General features: G+C 44.7%; 18 protein-coding genes and 1 tRNA gene. 15 read left to right on the top strand and 4 right to left on the bottom strand.

The features are described from left to right. The first annotated feature begins 80 nt into the window (after positions 1 to 80). From R8N28_RS15345 to luxS, 10 genes are all read left to right on the top strand, one after another. Positions 81 to 157, top strand: a tRNA-Arg gene (locus tag R8N28_RS15345). 553 nt (positions 158 to 710) lie between these two features. Then, on the top strand, positions 711 to 968 hold the full coding sequence (locus R8N28_RS15340; RefSeq protein ID WP_005379932.1) for an oxaloacetate decarboxylase subunit gamma: 258 nt from the start codon (positions 711 to 713) through the stop codon (positions 966 to 968). A 31-nt stretch (positions 969 to 999) separates the two neighbouring features. Further along, positions 1,000 to 2,784: a sodium-extruding oxaloacetate decarboxylase subunit alpha gene (oadA, locus tag R8N28_RS15335; protein ID WP_065274844.1), complete on the top strand. Its 1,785-nt coding sequence runs from the start codon at positions 1,000 to 1,002 to the stop codon at positions 2,782 to 2,784. A 9-nt stretch (positions 2,785 to 2,793) separates the two neighbouring features. Continuing rightward, positions 2,794 to 3,924: a sodium ion-translocating decarboxylase subunit beta gene (locus tag R8N28_RS15330; protein WP_005379935.1), complete on the top strand. Its 1,131-nt coding sequence runs from the start codon at positions 2,794 to 2,796 to the stop codon at positions 3,922 to 3,924. 123 nt (positions 3,925 to 4,047) lie between these two features. Further along, positions 4,048 to 4,998, top strand: coding sequence for an NADP-dependent oxidoreductase (locus R8N28_RS15325; protein WP_005385434.1), 951 nt, complete (start codon positions 4,048 to 4,050; stop codon positions 4,996 to 4,998). Further along, positions 4,992 to 5,453: a YqaA family protein gene (locus tag R8N28_RS15320; protein ID WP_005379938.1), complete on the top strand. Its 462-nt coding sequence runs from the start codon at positions 4,992 to 4,994 to the stop codon at positions 5,451 to 5,453. Before R8N28_RS15325 ends, R8N28_RS15320 begins: the two co-directional genes overlap by 7 nt. A gap of 9 nt (positions 5,454 to 5,462) precedes the next feature. Continuing rightward, the gene (locus R8N28_RS15315; protein ID WP_065274843.1) at positions 5,463 to 8,306 is read left to right on the top strand and encodes a M16 family metallopeptidase; all 2,844 of its coding nucleotides are present in this window, start codon (positions 5,463 to 5,465) and stop codon (positions 8,304 to 8,306) included. Positions 8,307 to 8,462: 156 nt separating this feature from the next. Then, on the top strand, positions 8,463 to 10,031 hold the full coding sequence (gshA, locus tag R8N28_RS15310; RefSeq protein WP_065274842.1) for a glutamate--cysteine ligase: 1,569 nt from the start codon (positions 8,463 to 8,465) through the stop codon (positions 10,029 to 10,031). Positions 10,032 to 10,054: 23 nt separating this feature from the next. Continuing rightward, a complete protein-coding gene (locus R8N28_RS15305) occupies positions 10,055 to 10,660 on the top strand; it encodes a hypothetical protein (protein WP_171343190.1) in 606 nt (201 codons plus the stop codon). 84 nt (positions 10,661 to 10,744) lie between these two features. Beyond that, positions 10,745 to 11,263: an S-ribosylhomocysteine lyase gene (luxS, locus tag R8N28_RS15300; RefSeq protein WP_017820391.1), complete on the top strand. Its 519-nt coding sequence runs from the start codon at positions 10,745 to 10,747 to the stop codon at positions 11,261 to 11,263. A 68-nt stretch (positions 11,264 to 11,331) separates the two neighbouring features. Here luxS and R8N28_RS15295 read toward each other — a convergent pair whose 3' ends face one another. Together R8N28_RS15295 and R8N28_RS15290 are read right to left on the bottom strand one after the other, a co-directional pair. Beyond that, positions 11,332 to 12,612 carry an HlyC/CorC family transporter gene (locus R8N28_RS15295; protein WP_005379948.1) on the bottom strand — a complete coding sequence of 427 codons (1,281 nt, stop codon included), beginning with the start codon at positions 12,610 to 12,612 and terminating at the stop codon, positions 11,332 to 11,334. Positions 12,613 to 12,736: 124 nt separating this feature from the next. Then, complete coding sequence (locus R8N28_RS15290; RefSeq protein ID WP_005379950.1) at positions 12,737 to 13,531, bottom strand: inner membrane protein YpjD; 795 nt, start codon at positions 13,529 to 13,531, stop codon at positions 12,737 to 12,739. Between the two features lie 224 nt (positions 13,532 to 13,755). Here R8N28_RS15290 and ffh point away from each other — a divergent pair, with 224 nt between their 5' ends. The 5 genes from ffh to rplS all read left to right on the top strand — a co-directional run bounded on the left by ffh (position 13,756) and on the right by rplS (position 17,358). Next, complete coding sequence (gene ffh / locus R8N28_RS15285; RefSeq protein ID WP_005385423.1) at positions 13,756 to 15,138, top strand: signal recognition particle protein; 1,383 nt, start codon at positions 13,756 to 13,758, stop codon at positions 15,136 to 15,138. A 209-nt stretch (positions 15,139 to 15,347) separates the two neighbouring features. Beyond that, positions 15,348 to 15,596: a 30S ribosomal protein S16 gene (rpsP, locus tag R8N28_RS15280; protein WP_005379962.1), complete on the top strand. Its 249-nt coding sequence runs from the start codon at positions 15,348 to 15,350 to the stop codon at positions 15,594 to 15,596. Positions 15,597 to 15,625: 29 nt separating this feature from the next. Next, positions 15,626 to 16,174 carry a ribosome maturation factor RimM gene (rimM, locus tag R8N28_RS15275; protein ID WP_005379964.1) on the top strand — a complete coding sequence of 183 codons (549 nt, stop codon included), beginning with the start codon at positions 15,626 to 15,628 and terminating at the stop codon, positions 16,172 to 16,174. Positions 16,175 to 16,201: 27 nt separating this feature from the next. Further along, the gene (gene trmD / locus R8N28_RS15270) at positions 16,202 to 16,963 is read left to right on the top strand and encodes a tRNA (guanosine(37)-N1)-methyltransferase TrmD (RefSeq protein ID WP_005385420.1); all 762 of its coding nucleotides are present in this window, start codon (positions 16,202 to 16,204) and stop codon (positions 16,961 to 16,963) included. Positions 16,964 to 17,004: 41 nt separating this feature from the next. Next, positions 17,005 to 17,358: a 50S ribosomal protein L19 gene (gene rplS / locus R8N28_RS15265; RefSeq protein ID WP_005379971.1), complete on the top strand. Its 354-nt coding sequence runs from the start codon at positions 17,005 to 17,007 to the stop codon at positions 17,356 to 17,358. A gap of 312 nt (positions 17,359 to 17,670) precedes the next feature. Here the strand turns inward: rplS and yacG are convergent, their stop codons facing one another. Next, positions 17,671 to 17,865, bottom strand: a complete 195-nt coding sequence (yacG, locus tag R8N28_RS15260; RefSeq protein ID WP_017635922.1) for a DNA gyrase inhibitor YacG — start codon at positions 17,863 to 17,865, stop codon at positions 17,671 to 17,673. A gap of 158 nt (positions 17,866 to 18,023) precedes the next feature. After that, on the bottom strand, positions 18,024 to 18,746 hold a 723-nt coding region (gene zapD, locus R8N28_RS15255; protein ID WP_318073634.1), incomplete at its 5' end, for a cell division protein ZapD.

Below are 18,746 nucleotides of genomic sequence, written 5' to 3'. Positions count from 1 at the left end.
GAGGTTCGAATCCTCCAGGACGCGCCACTTATTAAAGGGTAATGCCCTGATGTTGACGAAAGTCGATATCGAAAACTTGCGCGTCCTTAGCTCAGCTGGATAGAGTACCTGGCTACGAACCAGGCGGTCGGAGGTTCGAATCCTCCAGGACGCGCCACTCATTGAAAAAGCCTCGCAATTGCGAGGCTTTTTTGTATCTAGACATCTGGAATATAGCGTAGGATCACTAGAGCCTATGTTCCTCTTTTTTAAAAGCGAATATGTGCGTATCTAAGCAATTTGCTATCAAGCTTCTGTCGCATCGTGTGAAATCATCCTGATTATCCCTCCTATACACTGACTTCCATTTTTCATTTCAATTACTCTTATGTAGTTACTTTGTTTGTTATTTGTTTATTAATTGTTAATTTTATTCATCTTTTTGTTTTTGTTGGTTTTTACTGCGTGAGTACCGATTTGATTTTGAAATCTAAATCGCAGTTTTTATTTATGTCCTCCTTTACTCTGTTCATAAGGTGGTAGCGATTTGAAGTGATTATTTTGTCATGAACTGTGATCTGGGTAGTGAATAAATAATCATTTATCAGGATTACTACAAACCTTCCTTAAACAAAATTGACAAAATTTAACCAATCGAGATAATCCATGGGTCGGGATTTGACACTATTAAAGTCCTGCACGTTGTCAGGATGACAAAGAAAGGAAGCAACATGACTAATATAGGAAGCCTGCTAGTAGATGCGGCCACCCTTATGCTAACGGGGATGGCGGTCGTATTTATTTTCCTCACTATTCTTGTTTATCTCGTTCGGTTAATGTCGAAATTGGTACCAGAAGAAGTACCAGAGCCGATCGCAGCACCAAAAACAAACACTAATATTCAATCAACCTCTTCAGCTGTTAGTCCACAAGTAGTGGCGGCGATCTCGGCTGCGATTCATAAACATCGCGCCTCATTCGCGAAGTAGCCGAACTAGGATTAAAAAGGAGTTTAAGAGCATGTCTAAACCACTAGCTATTACTGATGTGGTCCTTCGTGATGCCCATCAATCACTATTTGCTACGCGTATGCGTATTGAGGATATGCTGCCTATTGCAGCTGAGTTGGATAAGGTTGGTTACTGGTCTCTAGAGACTTGGGGTGGTGCAACATTTGATTCTTGTATTCGATTCTTAGGGGAAGACCCTTGGGAGCGTTTACGTGAACTAAAAAAAGCGATGCCTAATACACCAATGCAAATGCTACTGCGTGGTCAAAACCTTTTAGGATACCGCCATTATGCCGACGACGTAGTAGAGAAGTTTGTTGAACGCGCGCATGCTAACGGCATGGATGTATTCCGTATTTTTGATGCAATGAATGACGTGCGAAACTTCCAGAAAGCCGTTAAAGCAACGGTTGATGTTGGTGCGCATGCTCAAGGTACGTTGTCTTACACAACGAGCCCAGTGCATAACGCAGACACTTGGGTTGACTTGGCAAAACGCCTAGAGGATTTAGGTTGTCACTCGCTGTGTATTAAAGATATGTCTGGCTTACTTAAGCCTTATGAAGCGGAAGAGCTTATCACGCGTATCAAAGCGTCTTGTGATGTGCCATTGGCACTTCATTGTCATGCAACAACGGGGCTGTCTACAGCAACAGCGGTAAAAGCAGTAGAAGCCGGTATTGATATTCTCGATACTGCGATTTCTTCAATGAGTTGTACTTACGGTCATACACCGACTGAAACGGTAGTCGCTATGCTAGAAGGCACCGAGCGAGATACCAATTTGAAACTCGAGCAACTGGAACCTATCGCCGCATATTTCCGTGAGGTACGTAAGAAGTATGCGAAGTGGGAAGGCCAGTTAAAAGGAGTCGATTCACGCATCCTGATTGCTCAAGTGCCTGGTGGTATGCTGACCAATATGGAAGGCCAGTTGAAAGAGCAGGGCGCTGCGGATCGCATTGATGAAGTATTAGAAGAGATCCCTCGTGTACGTGAAGATCTTGGTTTCATTCCATTGGTAACTCCAACTTCACAGATCGTCGGTACGCAAGCGGTGATTAACGTTCTTACTGGCGAGCGCTATAAGAGTATTACCAAGGAAACCGCTGGCCTATTGAAAGGTGAGTACGGTAAAGCGCCAGCCGAGTTAAATGCAGAACTGCAAGCGAAAGTGCTTGATGGTAAAGAGCCAATTACCTGTCGTCCTGCCGATTTACTTGAGCCTGAAATGGAGACGCTTACGGTTGATCTGATGGAGAAAGCGAAATCAGAAGGCATTAAGCTAGCAAGTGAGCGTGTTGATGACGTACTCACTTATGCACTTTTCCCTCAAGTTGGGCTTAAGTTCCTTAAGAATCGTGAAAACCCAGAAGCATTTGAGCCTGCACCAACGCTAGAAGCTGCGAAGCCTGCTGTACCTGTAGCTCAACCAGCAACTGGTGGTGTAGAAACTTATAGTGTACGTGTTGACGGGCAGGTGTATGAGGTGGAAGTTGGCCCTCAAGGTGAACTGACATCTGTTGCTCCTTCTAATGCACCGGCAAAATCGGCTACACCTAGCGCACCTTCTAATGCTTCAGCAGAAGCGGTACCTGCTCCTCTTGCAGGTAACATCTTCAAAGTGAATGTTCAACCTGGTGCTGAGGTAGCTGAAGGCGATGTATTGCTCATCCTTGAAGCGATGAAAATGGAAACTGAAGTACGAGCGGCGCGTGGTGGTGTGGTTCAAGAGCTGAACGTTAAAGAAGGCGATGCTGTCACAGTAGGTGCGCCTCTGTTGAGCCTGGCGTAAGGGAGTATCATGGACGGATTGTTAACCCTTTGGGCAGAAACAGGGATCGCTAACTTCGAGTTCGGCCAAATCTGTATGATGCTGGTTGGTTGTACCTTGCTGTTTTTGGCAATTAAAAAAGGATTTGAACCTTTACTGTTATTGCCGATTGGTTTCGGTGCTATTTTGGCGAATATTCCAAATGCTGGCTTTACTGAGCCTGGTGGCTTGCTCTACTACGTTTACTACATTGGGATTGAATCGGGTGTGTTCCCGCTATTGATCTTCATGGGTGTGGGCGCGATGACCGACTTTGGTGCTTTGATCGCAAACCCAAAAACGTTGTGGTTAGGTGCGGCTGCGCAGTTTGGTATTTTTGCAACACTGTTTGGCGCTATTTTACTCAACTATGTACCTGGCATGGAGTTTTCCATGGCGGATGCATCGTCTATCGCGATCATCGGTGGTGCTGATGGGCCAACAGCGATTTTCTTAGCGAGTAAGCTCTCTCCAGATCTGCTAGGTGCGATTGCAGTCGCGGCATACAGCTATATGGCATTGGTGCCGATCATCCAGCCACCAATCATGAAAGCACTGACAACCAAGGAAGAACGTCAAATTAAGATGGCTCAGCTTCGTCATGTTGGTAAATGGGAGAAAGTCATCTTCCCGCTTGCTGTATTACTGATGACGATTCTGTTCTTACCTTCAGCTACGCCATTGGTTGGTATGTTCTGTTTGGGTAACTTGATGCGTGAAGCTGGTGTGGTCGATCGTTTATCGAAAACTGCTCAAAATGAATTGATCAACATAGTGACTATCTTTTTAGGTCTTGGTGTTGGTTCTAAGCTGCAAGCTGAGCAGTTCTTGAACCTAGAAACGTTAGGTATCTTGGGGTTAGGCGCAGTTGCATTTAGTATCGGTACTGGTGCGGGCGTCCTGATGGCGAAACTGCTTAACAAGTTCTCGAAAGAAGACATCAACCCACTTATTGGTGCGGCTGGCGTTTCTGCGGTACCAATGGCCGCGCGAGTCGTAAACAAAGTTGGTTTACAAGCTAACCCGCAAAACTTTTTGTTAATGCATGCGATGGGACCAAACGTTGCTGGTGTGCTGGGTTCAGCCGTTGCGGCTGGTATATTGTTAGCACTTGTTGGTTAGACATTATTGAAAATGGAATGATCAACCAATTTACAAAATCACGATTAACTTAGGTTAACAAAATGGTTTATAGTCAAAGGGATGCTTTCGCATCCCTTTTTGTTTTCTTGCAGGGAATGGTTTATGGAACACAAACAGATCGTTATCACTGAGTTTGGTGATGCCAACGTACTCGCGATTCAACATGCTTCTACACCATCACCACAGCCTGGTGAAGTCTTAGTAAAAGTCGCTTTTTCAGGCGTAAATCCTATTGATGTCAAAACTCGAGCTGGGCTCGGTTGGGCGGCAGCGCAGAATAAGGATAATTTACCTTGGGTGCCAGGTTACGACATCTCAGGAAAAGTGATGTCTTGTGGAGAGGGGGCATCACGTTTTAATGAAGGTGATGAGGTGGCTGGATTTATTGGTTTCCCAGTTCGAGGCGGTGGTTACAGCCAATACATATGTGTTCCAGAAACTGAGTTAAGTCATGTTCCTAGCTCCGTAACTTTGGAGGCAGCTGCTGCATTACCGTTGGCGGGACAAACTGCGGCACAAGCTCTCAGTAAGGCTAATGTGACGGAAAACGATCGCGTACTTATCCTCGCTGGAGCCGGTGGTGTTGGACACCTCGCGGTACAAATTGCGATCGCGACGAAAGCGGAAGTCTTTACAACCTGCAGTGAACGAAATTTAGATTACCTTGCGACGCTCGGTGCTCATGCAGTGAACTATCAATTTGCACCAGTGTCAGAACGTGTTGAAGATGTTGATGTTTTGATTGATTTAGTAGGCGGAGATGCTGCGTTAGATGCGCTTAAATGCCTGAAAGACAATGCGAGAGTCATCACCGTTCCAACCATCACAGCTGAGCTGATTTGTGAAAAAGCCAAACTCCTAGGCTTTGAGGCTAGTGGCATGTTGGTTGAACCAGACCCTGCGCAGTTAGATACCTTGTTGTACATGGTCGGCGTTGGCTTACTGAAGACTGAAATTCAACAGGTTTATCCTATGAGTGATGTCATTGGTGCTCACCAGCAGGTCGAATCAGGAAGAACCAGAGGCAAGGTGTTGCTTGATATGACATGCTAGAAGCATTTAACACGAGTTTTGAAAGTTTAGCGCTTTGGTTTTCAGATTCAGCATTATGGGTGCTTTTCATGACCGGTTTTCTCAGTGCCACGTTGTTGCCTGGTGGTTCTGAGGCGGGCTTAGTTGCCACTCTCTCATTAAATCAATACTCCGTTTCTTCAATTGTTATGGTCGCTACTATCGGTAATACGCTTGGTGGCTTAACAAATTATTGGCTTGGCTTGTGGATTCCCAACAAAGCACAAGAGGAAAAGCACGGTCATACCGCATTAAAGTGGCTCTCTAAGTATGGCTATTGGGGGTTATTTTTTAGCTGGTTACCTGTAATAGGAGACCCGCTGTGTTTAGCCGCAGGGTGGCTAAGAATGAAGTTTCTGCCTTGCGTGATTTTAATATTTTTAGGAAAGGCTGCTAGGTATAGCTTACTTGCGGCCATCTATCTCGGATTATTTTAAGGAAAGTACATGAAGATGTTTTGGGTTGGCGCGTGTTCACTGTTGGTGATCACGGGCTGTGCATCAAATACGCCAGTTTCATCACTGCCGAAAGGGGTAACTTTCGTTGAGTCATCGAAAGCTGAAGAAGGCAAAGTTAAGATTCCATACCAAAAGTATAAACTCGATAATGGTTTAACGGTGATCTTAGCTCCTGAAGATTCTGACCCATTGGTCCATGTGGATGTGACTTACCATGTTGGTTCAGCTCGTGAAGAAGTGGGTAAGTCTGGTTTTGCGCATTTCTTTGAGCACATGATGTTCCAAGGTTCAGAGAACGTTGGTGACCAAGAGCACTTCAAAATCATCACGGAGGCTGGCGGCACATTAAATGGTACTACAAACCGCGATCGTACTAACTACTTTGAAACTGTCCCTGCTAACCAGCTCGAGAAAATGCTGTGGTTAGAGTCTGACCGTATGGGCTTTTTGTTGGATGCGGTTTCTCAACGCAAATTTGAAATTCAGCGTTCGACTGTAAAAAATGAGCGAGCTCAGCGTTACGATAATCGTCCTTATGGCTTAATTTGGGAGCGCATGTCCGAAGCGCTATATCCTGAAGGTCATCCGTATTCGTGGCAAACCATTGGTTATGTTGAAGATCTTGATCGTGTTGATGTGAACGACCTCAAAGCGTTTTTCTTGCGTTGGTATGGCCCAAACAATGCGACTATCACGATCGGTGGTGACTTAGACGTTGAACAAACTCTAGAGTGGGTAAATAAGTACTTCGGTTCGATTCCTCGTGGTCCTGAGGTTGAAAATGCGCCGAAACAACCTGCAAAACTGCAAGAAGACAAATACATCACGCTAGAAGATCGTATTCAACAACCTATGGTGATGATCGCGTGGCCAACAACCTACAACGGCGAAGAAAGCCAAGCGTCTCTCGACACGTTATCAGAAGTATTGGGTGGCGGTACCAACAGCGTGCTCTACCAAGACCTAGTGAAGACTCAAAAAGCGGTCGATGCTGGTTCATTCCATGACTGTGCTGAACTGGCGTGTAACTTTTACGTTTACGCAATGGGTGATTCTGGAGACAAAGGCGACCTATCAAAACTGTACGACGAGCTTTTACAATCACTTAATCAGTTTGCGGAAAAAGGCGTGACAAAAGATCGCCTTGAGCAGTTGAAGGGTAAAGCGGAAGCGGATGCTATTTTTGCGCTAGAAAGCGTTAAAGGTAAAGTGACTCAGTTGGCTTCCAACGAGACATTTTTCGGCGATCCTGATCGTCTTGAGCAACAGCTTGAGCAAATCCGTGCAGTTACGCCGACTTCGGTAGAAAAAGCGTATACGGACTTTATCCAAGGTAAGAACAAAGTGACCCTAAGCGTGGTCCCAAAAGGAAAAACAGACCTTGTCGTAAAACCTGCGACCTTTGTGACGCCAAAGCGCACGCTGCCAGAATATGAGAAGATTTCCGATGACCAATTGGCGTATCGTCGTGCGACCGATAACTTCGATCGCTCAGTGCAACCGCCAGTAGGAGAACCAGTGAAAGCGACGATGCCAGAGCTGTACGAGTTACATTTCAAGAATGGCTCAGAGCTGCTTGGTGCAGTTAGCGATGAAACGCCGACGGTGATGATGCAATTTAGTCTGCCTGCAGGGACACGTTTTGTTGAAAAGGGTAAAGAAGGTCTTGCCCAATTGACCGCTGCGATGTTGCAAGAAGGTACAACGAAACGCAGCGTCGAAGAGATTCAAGCTGAGCTTGATAAACTGGGTAGTGTTATCTCTGTTAATGCCACAGGTTATACAACAAACATCAGTGTTTCTGCTCTAGAAAAGAACTTAGAGCCGACGTTAAAAATTGTCGAAGAGATGTTGCTGTCTCCTGCATTTAATCAAGATGATTTCGAGCGTGTAAAAATGCAAGCGCTAGAAGGCCTGGTATATGAGCACCAAAATCCAAGTTGGATGGCGTCACAAGCGAGTCGCCAGGTGCTCTATGGGGATTCGGTTTTTGCTCGACCAAAAGACGGCACGCAAGCAGGTGTCAGTGCATTAACGTTGGATGATGTCCGTGAATTCTACTCGAAGCATTACACGCCACAAAGTGCGCAAATCGTCGTTGTTGGTGACATCAATAAACAGGAAATTGAACAGCAACTGAAGTTCTGGAAAAACTGGCAGGATGAAGCTGCGCCATTGTATGCACCGCAAAGCATTGCTGCATTAGGTGAGCAAAAGATCCATCTTGTTGATAAACCAGGAGCGCCGCAAAGTGTGGTCATGATGGTTCGTCAAGGTATGCCTTACGACGCAACGGGCGATTTTTACCTAAGCCAACTGGCAAACTTCAACTTAGCTGGGAACTTCAATAGCCGCATTAACCAAAATCTACGTGAAGACAAGGGTTACACATACGGTGCTTACGGCTACTTCTCTGGTAATCCAGAAACAGGCTCGGTGGTTTTCACCGCGCAAGTACGAGCGGATGCAACGGTAGCTTCGATCATTGAGATGGAAAATGAGCTAAATGAATACTCGCAGTCAGGTATTACTGATGAAGAGATGAAATTTATGCGTCAAGCGGTCGGTCAAAAAGATGCACTGAAATATGAAACGCCAACACAAAAAGCGGAGCTCATCAGTGATATTCTTAAGTACAACCTCGATCATGATTACTTGCAGCAAAGAAACGCTATCGTAGAAAAAGTCGATAAGCAGACGTTGAATGCGCTGGCTCAGAAATGGTTTGATCCAAATGACTATCAAATTATCGTCGTTGGTGATGCTAAATCGTTGCGTCCTCAATTAGAAAAGTTGGGGAAAGACGTAGAAGAGCTTGAAATCATTCGATAGAGTACACATTTAATAGCGGAGAAACGTTTCTCCGCTATTCATCTAGATAAGCAACTTTTCGTGGGTTATTTATCTAGATGCATTAACTATCAATAACTTAGCTTACACTTGTGTTATGTAACAAGTGTCCTGCTCCCAATATAAGCGAACCTCATTTTGACTGATTTTGCTGCGCGACTAAAAAAAGTTGCATCAAACCCCGAAGTATTTAAGCAGTTTGGACGCGGTGTTGAGCGAGAAACTTTGCGCTATCGTCAGGATGGACATCTAGCTACAACTCCTCATCCTGAAGGGTTAGGCTCTGCGTTCACAAATCAATGGATCACAACGGATTTTTCGGAATCATTGTTAGAGTTCATTACGCCTGTGTCACATGAAATTCCAGAACTGATGGCACAGCTGAAAGATATCCATCATTTCACTCAAACCAAAATGGGTGAAGAGAGAATGTGGCCACTATCAATGCCTTGCTACGTAGGCTCAGAGGATGATATTCAGTTAGCCCAGTATGGCTCTTCGAATGCAGCGAAAATGAAAACGCTGTACCGAGAAGGCCTAAAGCGTCGCTATGGCAGCCTGATGCAAATTATTTCAGGTGTCCATTTTAACTTCTCGTTTCCTGAAACATTTTGGGATGCGCTCTATGGCGAGCAAGATGAACAAGCCCGCCAAGATGCTAAGTCTGATGCGTACTTTGCGTTGATCCGCAATTACTACCGCTTTGGCTGGATGATTCCCTACTTCTTTGGTGCATCACCAGCGTTATGTGGCTCTTTTATCCAAGGTCGTGAAACCGATCTGCCATTCGAGAAGATTGGCGGGACATTATATTTGCCGAAGTCGACGTCTTTGCGTTTGAGCGATCTTGGCTATACCAATAGTGCTCAAAGTGTGCTGAAAATTGGTTTTAACAGCATTGACCAATACCTCGATGGTTTGAGTGATGCGATTCGCCACCCATCAGAAGAGTTTGCGAAAATTGGGGTAAAAGTAGATGGTGAATACCGCCAGCTTAATTCCAATATCTTACAAATTGAGAATGAACTGTACGCTCCGATTCGTCCAAAACGTGTATCGAAAAGTGGTGAGAAGCCTTCAGATGCGTTACGACGCGGTGGTGTCGAATACATTGAAGTTCGTTCTCTAGATGTTAACCCATTCAGCGCAGTGGGCTTAAATGAAGAGCAAGTACGATTCTTGGATCTCTTCCTTACCTGGGCGGCCTTGTCAGACTCAGGCCCTATGGATAACTGTGAATTAGAGTGTTGGCGCGATAACTGGAATAAAGTCATTGTTTCAGGCCGTGAAAAAGGTCTAATGCTGCAAATTGGTTGCCAAGGTGAGCGTCTATCTCTACAAGATTGGGCACACCGAGTTTTCGTCGAGTTACGTCAAATAGCACAGCAAATGGATATGACCGCTGGTGGCAGTGCATACCAAGATGTGTGTAATCAACTCGAGACATGGATTGATAACCCAGAACTAACGATCTCTGGTCAACTATTAGAGCTAACGAAAGAGCTGGGTGGGCTAGGTAAAGTCGGTTGTACTCTTGGTATGAAGTACCGTGATGAAAACCTAGCTCACGGTTATCAGTACTATTCACAAGATACGATGGAAACGGAAGTTGCGTCGTCCGTGGAAAAACAAAAGCAAGCAGAGCAGAGTGACATGCTTTCTTTTGATGATTTTTTGGAAGATTACTTTGCTTACCTGAAGCAGTAATGACTAACTAAGGATTGGTGGGGTTGAACATTAAGTCGTTAGTAGTAGCGGTACTTGGAAGCGTGTTACTTGCAGGTTGTGCTACGGCACCGCCAAAGCAGCAGAATAACTTATGCGAGATATTCCGAGAGAAATCCGGTTGGTACGATGATGCCAAAGATATGGAAGATGAATGGGGTACCCCTATTCATGTCGCTATGGCCATCATTAAACAAGAAAGCAGCTTTCGGCACGATGCAAAACCACCTAAAGATTATTTGCTAGGGTTTATTCCTTGGGGACGAGTCAGCAGTGCGTATGGTTATGCTCAAGCTCAAGACCCTGCTTGGGAAGACTTCCAAGATGCGACAGGTCAGGGGGGCTCTCGTACCAACTTCGATGATTCTATGATGTTTGTCGGTTGGTACACTCATGAAACACGGCGTCAGCTAGGGATTTCATTATGGGATCCCTATAACCAGTATCTGGCTTATCATGAAGGGCGAGGTGGATATAAGCGAGGCACTTATAATCGAAAACCTAGTTTAATCAAAGTCGCTCGACGTGTTGAACAAACAGCGAAAACTTATGGCTGGCAGCTGAAGCAATGTCGTCAGGAATTAGAAGACAACAGCAGCTGGTTCTTTTAGCCCACAGTCTGTTCATGTGCTGTAGGGATGAATGACATTTATCCATTACCGAAAGGTACTGGAGTTACAATCAGGAGAGATGTAATGCCTTTACTCGATAGTTTTACCGTGGACCACACTCGTATGAATGCACCGGCAGTGCGAGTGGCGAAAACCATGCAGACCCCAAAAGGGGATACGATTACTGTTTTCGACTTACGCTTTACTGCGCCAAACAAAGACATTCTTTCTGAAAAAGGTATTCACACCCTAGAGCACCTTTATGCAGGCTTTATGCGTAATCACCTAAACGGTGATTCTGTTGAGATCATCGATATTTCGCCTATGGGTTGCCGCACAGGTTTTTACATGAGTCTGATTGGCACACCATCAGAGCAGCAAGTCGCAGATGCTTGGATTGCAGCAATGGAAGACGTGCTGAAGGTAGAAAGTCAGAATAAGATCCCTGAACTTAACGAATACCAATGCGGCACGGCAGCAATGCACTCTTTAAAAGAAGCACAACAGATCGCAAAGAACATTTTGGATGCTGGTGTTTCGGTGAACAAAAATGATGAACTTGCTTTGCCTGAGTCGATGTTAAAAGAGTTGCGCATCGACTAGGTGCTCATTAAGAAGCATATTGCCCCAATAAGTAAAAAAGCCTGACATGAGTCAGGCTTTTCTTTTGGTTATTTGGATGTCGATTTTTTCTTCTTCGGATAAACACGAACGAGCTTGATTCGGTTCTCTTCAATCTCAACAAGTTCCATTGGGTGACCCGCTACTCTCACGCTTAAATGGCTCTCTGGAATATCTTCCAGGTGCTCCAAAATAAGACCGTTTAACGTTCTTGGGCCATCCGTTGGTAAATCCCATTTCAGGCCTTTGTTAATATCTCGAATATTGGTGCTGCCTTCAATAAGAAAGCTTCCGTCACCTTGAGGACTGATTTCATCAGAGAGGCTTGGAGAAATTGACGTCGTGAACTCACCAATGATCTCTTCCAGAATATCTTCAAGAGTGATTAGACCGATGATATCACCGTACTCATCCACGATCAGACCGATACGTTGCTTGTTGCGTTGGAATTTCAACATTTGCACGTTCAGTGGTGTGCCTTCTGGGATGTAATAGACCTCATCAGCAGCACGTAATAGCGTTTCTTTGTTGAATTCGTTCTTTTCCAACATCAGACGATAAGCTTCACGCAAGCGCAGCATGCCAACCACTTCATCAATTTGGTCACGATAGAAAACTATGCGTCCATGTGGTGAGTGTGTTAGCTGGCGAACAATGGATTTCCAGTCGTCGTTAATATCAATACCGGTAATTTCATTGCGTGGGACCATAATGTCGTTCACGGTGACGTGCTCAAGATCCAAAATAGACACTAGCATGTCTTGGTGTCGGCGAGGGATCAAACCGCCAGCTTCATTTACCACCGTACGCAGCTCATCGGAGCTAAGATGATCTTCTGCTGAGTGATCCGCTCTTACGCCAAGTAAGCGGATAAAGCCATTCGTAATAAAGTTAACAAGCATCACTAAAGGCGACAGTAACTTCATCAGTATGGTCAATAATATACTGCTCGCGTAGGACACACGTTCAGGGTAAAGCGCTGCAATTGTTTTAGGGGTAACCTCGGCAAAAACCAATACAACCATAGTTAGTGCACCGGTTGCGATAGCGACACCTAAATCACCATACAAACGCATACCAATAATGGTCGCGATCGCGGACGCGAGAATATTAACGAGGTTGTTGCCGATAAGAATAAGACCAATCAAACGATCTGGACGGTCTAATAGTCTTTCGACTCGCTTAGCACCCTTATGCCCGTTTTTGGCTAAGTGTTTTAAGCGATAACGATTCAGAGACATCATCCCTGTTTCTGAACCGGAAAAGTAACCTGATATGACGATAAGACACGCGAGTAGCGCAAACAAGATACCCGTAGAGATGTCGTCCAAAACGTTGCTGTTCCTTGTAAGTATTGGGTTATATAACGGTTGAGTAAGTCCGTTAAGTCAAAGAGTTAAGGCGTACTGTATTTTATCTAGCCTAAAATATAAAGGATAGGAGCCCTAGAGCTCCTTAATTCAAGATGATTTCTTTTACAAAGCGACTGCCAAAATATGCCAGAGTTAACAGTGTTGCTCCTGCAACAGCGAACCATGTGACTTTTCTACCACGCCAGCCTTTTTGATAGTGACCCCAAAGCAGTATTGAGTACACCACCCAAGCGATGAAAGAAAGAATGCCCTTATGTGCCTTACCTTGGGCAAACATATCCTGCACAAAGACAAAGCCAGTAATGAGCGTGGCAGTTAACAATAAGTTACCGATCAAAATAATTTTGAAGAGTTGACGCTCCACCATTAATAGAGGCGGCAGGTTTGGGTTAATCGCCAAAGATTTTTTTGCTTTCAGTTTGTGATCCAGCCAAGCCAACTGAAGCGCATATAGTGCCCCGATAGTTAAAGTCGCGTATGAGAAGAGCGCAAATGAAATATGAATGAGTAGCTTAGGGTCATTCTCTAGGTGCTTTATAAACGTGCTTGGCAAAAATGTGGCAGCAGATAAATTGATGGCAGCAAAGCTATAAACGACAGGCAATAAAAACCACAGTCGGTTTTTCAACATAGCAAGGCTCATGACCAGAGAAATAATAAAACTGATCAAAGAAGCCACGTTGAGAATACTCAGGTTTTGACCTGAACCATCAAAGATCAGATCACTCAAAATCCACGCATGAAAAACAAGCGCACAGGCAGCACTAGCAAACACTGTTTTTGCTTTGATTCCTGACTGTTGTGAGAGTCCGGGTATGATGGTCGCAATCGCCAAGACATAAAGTATGGCGGCCGCGATGGCTATTAAGCTATCCATGAATCCTAAATATTATTGTGCACGATGGAGAAATTATACCTTGCATTACACTTTGGGGCTACGTTATATCCGACATCAATCGTGAGAGATGAGATATTGAAATTAATAAGTTACCGCACCATATATAAATAGAGACAAGAATAGGACAGCGGTACGGGTATGACTCAGACCTTGGCTAATGTATACTCACACTAATTAATCGCCATTTTAGCGAAGAGACAAAGATGTTTGAGAATTTAACGGATCGATTATCCAAAACGCTGAAAAATATCAGTGGCAAAGGTCGTCTGACCGAAGACAACATTAAAGAAACCCTACGTGAAGTCCGAATGGCTCTACTTGAAGCTGACGTTGCGCTTCCGGTCGTTCGTGAATTTGTGAACCGCGTTAAAGAAAAAGCGGTGGGCGTAGAAGTTTCTAAATCTCTGACTCCAGGTCAGGAATTTATCAAGATCGTTCAAACAGAACTTGAAGCCGTAATGGGTGAGTCGAATGAGGCGCTAAACCTTGCTGCTCAACCACCTGCTGTGCTTCTTATGGCTGGTCTACAAGGTGCGGGTAAAACTACATCGGTAGGTAAGTTATCTAAGCTTCTAAAAGAACGTGACAAGAAGAAAGTTTTGGTTGTGTCTGCCGACGTTTACCGTCCTGCGGCAATCAAGCAGCTTGAAACACTGGCATCAGACATCGGTGTTGACTTCTTCCCATCATCACCAGACCAAAAGCCTATTGATATCGCCAATGCAGCGATTGACCATGCGAAGAAGAAATTCTACGACGTACTTATTGTCGATACCGCAGGTCGCTTGGCAATTGATGAAGAGATGATGGGGGAGATCAAAGATCTTCACGCAGCTATCAACCCAGTAGAAACGCTATTTGTTGTTGACGCCATGACGGGTCAAGACGCAGCAAATACAGCAAAAGCCTTTGGCGATGCGCTACCTCTTACCGGTGTAGTTCTAACTAAGGTTGATGGTGATGCTCGTGGTGGTGCGGCACTTTCAGTACGCCATGTCACGGGCAAACCAATCAAATTCTTGGGTGTCGGTGAAAAAACTGACGCGCTAGAACCGTTCCACCCAGATCGTGTTGCTTCACGTATTCTTGGCATGGGTGACGTTCTGTCTTTGATTGAAGACCTACAACGCAACGTTGACCAAGAAAAGGCAGAAAAGTTAGCGAAGAAGTTCAAAGAGAAGAAAGGTTTCGACCTTGAAGATTTCCGTGAACAGCTAGGCCAGATGCAAAACATGGGCGGCATGATGGGGATGATGGATAAGCTTCCAGGAATGTCCCAGCTACCAGACAATGTGAAAGATAAAGTCGATGACAAGATGTTCAAACAGATGGAAGCGATCATCAGCTCCATGACAATGAAAGAACGTCAACGCCCAGAAATTATCAAGGGCTCGCGCAAGAAGCGTATCGCGGCTGGTTCTGGTGTGCAGGTTCAAGATGTAAACCGCTTACTAAAACAGTTCACCCAAATGCAGAAAATGATGAAAAAGATGCAAAAAGGTGGCATGAAAGGCATGATGCGCAACATGCAAGGCATGATGGGCGGCATGGGTGGTGGCGGTGGCTTCAACCCATTTGGTCGTTAATTAATCGATCACGCATAGATTCAGGGTGTTAGGTACGTCACAAACTTTAAATTCAATTTATGTTGGTGAAAAAGTAACTAAACTCCTTGCATTGCTCCGGGAGAAGAGTAAAATTCCGGAGCTTTATTTTGGCACGAGACCCCAAACTGTTTAATTTCTTGAATGGTTTTTGGGGTTAATTTTATTTTTGAGAAAGCAAAGAGGACGACATGGTAACCATTCGTTTGGCACGTCACGGCGCTAAAAAGCGTCCATTTTATCAAATCGTAGTAGCGGACAGCCGCAACGCTGCAACTGGCCGTTTCATCGAGAAAGTTGGTTTCTTCAACCCAACTGCTAAAGGTCAAGAAGAAGGTCTACGTCTAGACCTAGACCGCGTTAACCACTGGGTTGGTCAAGGCGCGTCAGTATCTGACCGTGTTGCTAAGCTAGTTAAAGACGCTCAAAAAGCGGCTTAATTTTTTACTTGAAAAGTAGAAACTAGTTTATGTCGATGAAAGGTAAAGAAACAATGAGCAACGAAAAGATTGTTGTAGGCAAGTTTGGTGCTACTTACGGCATTCGTGGTTGGCTTAAGGTTTTTTCCTACACAGACAATGCTGAAAGCATTTTCGATTACAGCCCTTGGTACATTAACCAAAAGGGCAAGTGGGTTGAGTACAAAGTAGAAAGCTGGAAGCGCCATAACAAAGGTATGGTGGCTAAGCTGGAAGGCATGGATGTTCGTGAAGACGCGCATCTAATGACGAACTTTGAAATTGCTATTGACCCTGCGGTACTTCCTGAATTGTCAGAAGATGAGTTCTACTGGCGCGAATTGTTTGGGATGCAAGTTGTAACTACTAAAGGTTACGATCTAGGTGTCGTTACTGACATGCTAGAAACTGGCTCAAACGATGTTCTGGTTGTTAAAGCAAATCTTAAAGATGCTTTCGGGCAGAAGGAACGATTAATCCCGTTCCTTGAAGAGCAAGTGATCATTAATGTTGATCGCGAAGCTCAACGGATCGAAGTTGACTGGGATCCTGGATTCTAATCTCCAAAATTACAGAGCGAGATAAACATGTGGGTTGGCGTTATTAGCCTTTTTCCAGAAATGTTCCGTTCTGTTACTGATTTTGGAGTAACAGGTCAAGCGGTTAAAAAAGGTCTTTTGTCGATTGAGACTTGGAATCCTAGAGATTTCACTCACGACAAACATCGCACAGTCGATGACCGACCTTACGGTGGTGGCCCTGGTATGTTAATGATGGTTCAGCCTTTGCGCGATGCCATTCATACCGCGAAAGCAGCCTCACCGGGCAAGACGAAAGTCATCTACCTTTCTCCTCAAGGTCGTAAGCTCGACCAGAAAGGAGTGGAAGAACTGGCAACGAATGAGAACTTGCTTCTGATTTGTGGTCGTTATGAAGGGGTAGATGAGCGCATCATTCAATCTGAAGTCGACGAAGAATGGTCGATTGGTGATTTTGTGATGACGGGTGGTGAGATACCAGCCATGACGTTAATCGACTCTGTCTCTCGGTTTGTTCCGGGTGTACTAGGGGATTTCGCGTCAGCAGAAGAAGACTCTTTTGCAAATGGCTTGTTAGATTGTCCTCACTATACGCGTCCAGAAGTATTGGATGACAAAGAGGTACCAGCTGTACTGATGTCAGGCAATCACAAGGACATTCGTCAATGGCGACTCAAGCAGTCGTTGGGCCGTACTTGGCTAAGAAGACCAGAGCTCCTGGAAAACCTAGCTCTGACTGACGAACAGGAACAATTACTTGCTGAGTTTGTTAATGAGCATAAAGCCATTAAAGAACATAACGCAAAGTAACCTAATTTATTTAGTATCAGTTTATTCTAGGAATTTAAAAAATGAGTAACATCATCAAAGCTCTTGAAGAAGAGCAAATGAAATCAGACCTACCTAAATTTGCACCAGGTGACACTGTTGTAGTTCAAGTTAAGGTAAAAGAAGGTGACCGTGAGCGTCTACAGGCTTTCGAAGGCGTTGTAATCGCAATCCGTAACCGTGGTCTACACTCTGCTTTCACTGTACGTAAGATCTCTAACGGTGAAGGTGTTGAGCGTACGTTCCAAACACACTCTCCAATCGTTGATAGCATCGAAGTTAAACGCCGTGGTGCAGTACGTCGTGCCAAGTTGTACTACCTACGTGAGCGTTCTGGTAAGTCTGCTCGTATCAAAGAGAAACTTGCTAAGAAGTAATGCTATAACTAGCGTTCTCATCTTAAACGGAGTCCTTTTAGGGCTCCGTTTTTTTATTTGTGTAATTAGCTTGCTCGTTTCTTTTCGCCCGACCTGCACTGTCGATGCTCATGCACTGACGTACACTCCACGCCTCTGTCTTGTTGTGAATAGATTCCTGATGTCGCTATGGCTCCTCGGAATGACAGGAAATGATGGTCAAAGATTACAGAGTACCGTGGTTAAAATTCGTCATTCTGGACAGCGACGAAGGAGCGTGATTCAGGTTCCCCAAGAAGGAACCTAGGGTATTCCTTTACCCTAGGTCTCAATTTAATACTGGTCTTCAGACCAGCCATCACTATCGGACATATCGGGTGCGCCTGGGATGGTGTTTTCTTCATCTGCCCATTCACCAAAATCAATCATTTGGCATTGTTTACTGCAGAAAGGGCGATGAGGACTTTGTTCTCCCCATTCTACGTCGGCGCCACATTGTGGACATTGAACGATGGTAACTTTAGACATAGTTGAGCGTCCCATTACTAATTGGTGTTAAAGGGTAGTATACCTAAACGAATTAAAGATGGCTTATTCAACGCGCTATTGCTGCTACGAAATTTTATCAAATATAAGCGCAATAAAGCGTTGAATTTTAGATTATGGAGGCGAGGCGTAGTGTCGTCTTAGCTGCACACAGCAAGTTCAAATTCAATATCTTGTGTGCACGCTTGACCGTTTTCAAACGACATGAACTTGATCGCAAAGCGGTTTTTATGGCCTGAAATCATGGGATACACGCCATATTCCATTGGGATGTGAAGTCTTAGAATGTTGGCTTCATCAGCGTCACTTTGGAAGAAACCTGCACGACCGATTTGAGCTTTGAAATGTCCGGTTTCTCTAGTGAGCTTTAACCATAACGAAAGCGCATCAGATAAGGGCTTTAAGCTTGCTTGCCACTGTTGTGCATCACGCTTTTTACGTTCAATAGGTAGATGAAGCCAGTAGTGTAATGCTGGCAGATCAAAACAGCATGAACCACCCGGTAGATTAAAGCGTTGACGGATAGAGCTTAGGAAGCGATCTTCTTTTAGTGCTTGACCAAAACGTTCTGCACCCATTAGTTGGCTATGAACGACATCTATCTCTTGTAGTAGGGTATTTAATGCGTCTTGATCGACGCCATCAACATTTAGCCAATGGCGGTACGACAGCCGTTGCTTCTCAAGATCTTTAGCCAGTTCACTTTTCAGTTGGATTTGTTCGAAGATCTCAACCATATCGAATAACGCACGGAAAAACAGTTGATACTGATGATTTTCGCTAAACCCAGAGGCCAAGTGAGCCTGACGCAGCAGAGACTCCACTCTTAGATAAATACGAGTTTTCTCATTTAACGGATGTTC

The organism is Vibrio sp. Vb1554, from assembly GCF_033344235.1.
The sequence above is the reverse complement of the archived record's forward strand: the minus strand, read 5'-3'. Positions and strand labels throughout refer to the sequence as shown.

Coding starts and splice junctions, on each gene's coding strand:
- R8N28_RS15330 (WP_005379935.1), top strand. CDS start 2,794: ATGGACGGATTGTTAACCCTTTGGGCAGAAACAGGGATCGCTAACTTC.
- yacG (WP_017635922.1), bottom strand. CDS start 17,865: ATGTCTAAAGTTACCATCGTTCAATGTCCACAATGTGGCGCCGACGTA.
- ffh (WP_005385423.1), top strand. CDS start 13,756: ATGTTTGAGAATTTAACGGATCGATTATCCAAAACGCTGAAAAATATC.
- R8N28_RS15325 (WP_005385434.1), top strand. CDS start 4,048: ATGGAACACAAACAGATCGTTATCACTGAGTTTGGTGATGCCAACGTA.
- luxS (WP_017820391.1), top strand. CDS start 10,745: ATGCCTTTACTCGATAGTTTTACCGTGGACCACACTCGTATGAATGCA.
- oadA (WP_065274844.1), top strand. CDS start 1,000: ATGTCTAAACCACTAGCTATTACTGATGTGGTCCTTCGTGATGCCCAT.
- R8N28_RS15340 (WP_005379932.1), top strand. CDS start 711: ATGACTAATATAGGAAGCCTGCTAGTAGATGCGGCCACCCTTATGCTA.
- rpsP (WP_005379962.1), top strand. CDS start 15,348: ATGGTAACCATTCGTTTGGCACGTCACGGCGCTAAAAAGCGTCCATTT.
- rimM (WP_005379964.1), top strand. CDS start 15,626: ATGTCGATGAAAGGTAAAGAAACAATGAGCAACGAAAAGATTGTTGTA.
- rplS (WP_005379971.1), top strand. CDS start 17,005: ATGAGTAACATCATCAAAGCTCTTGAAGAAGAGCAAATGAAATCAGAC.
- R8N28_RS15315 (WP_065274843.1), top strand. CDS start 5,463: ATGAAGATGTTTTGGGTTGGCGCGTGTTCACTGTTGGTGATCACGGGC.
- R8N28_RS15290 (WP_005379950.1), bottom strand. CDS start 13,531: ATGGATAGCTTAATAGCCATCGCGGCCGCCATACTTTATGTCTTGGCG.
- trmD (WP_005385420.1), top strand. CDS start 16,202: ATGTGGGTTGGCGTTATTAGCCTTTTTCCAGAAATGTTCCGTTCTGTT.
- R8N28_RS15320 (WP_005379938.1), top strand. CDS start 4,992: ATGCTAGAAGCATTTAACACGAGTTTTGAAAGTTTAGCGCTTTGGTTT.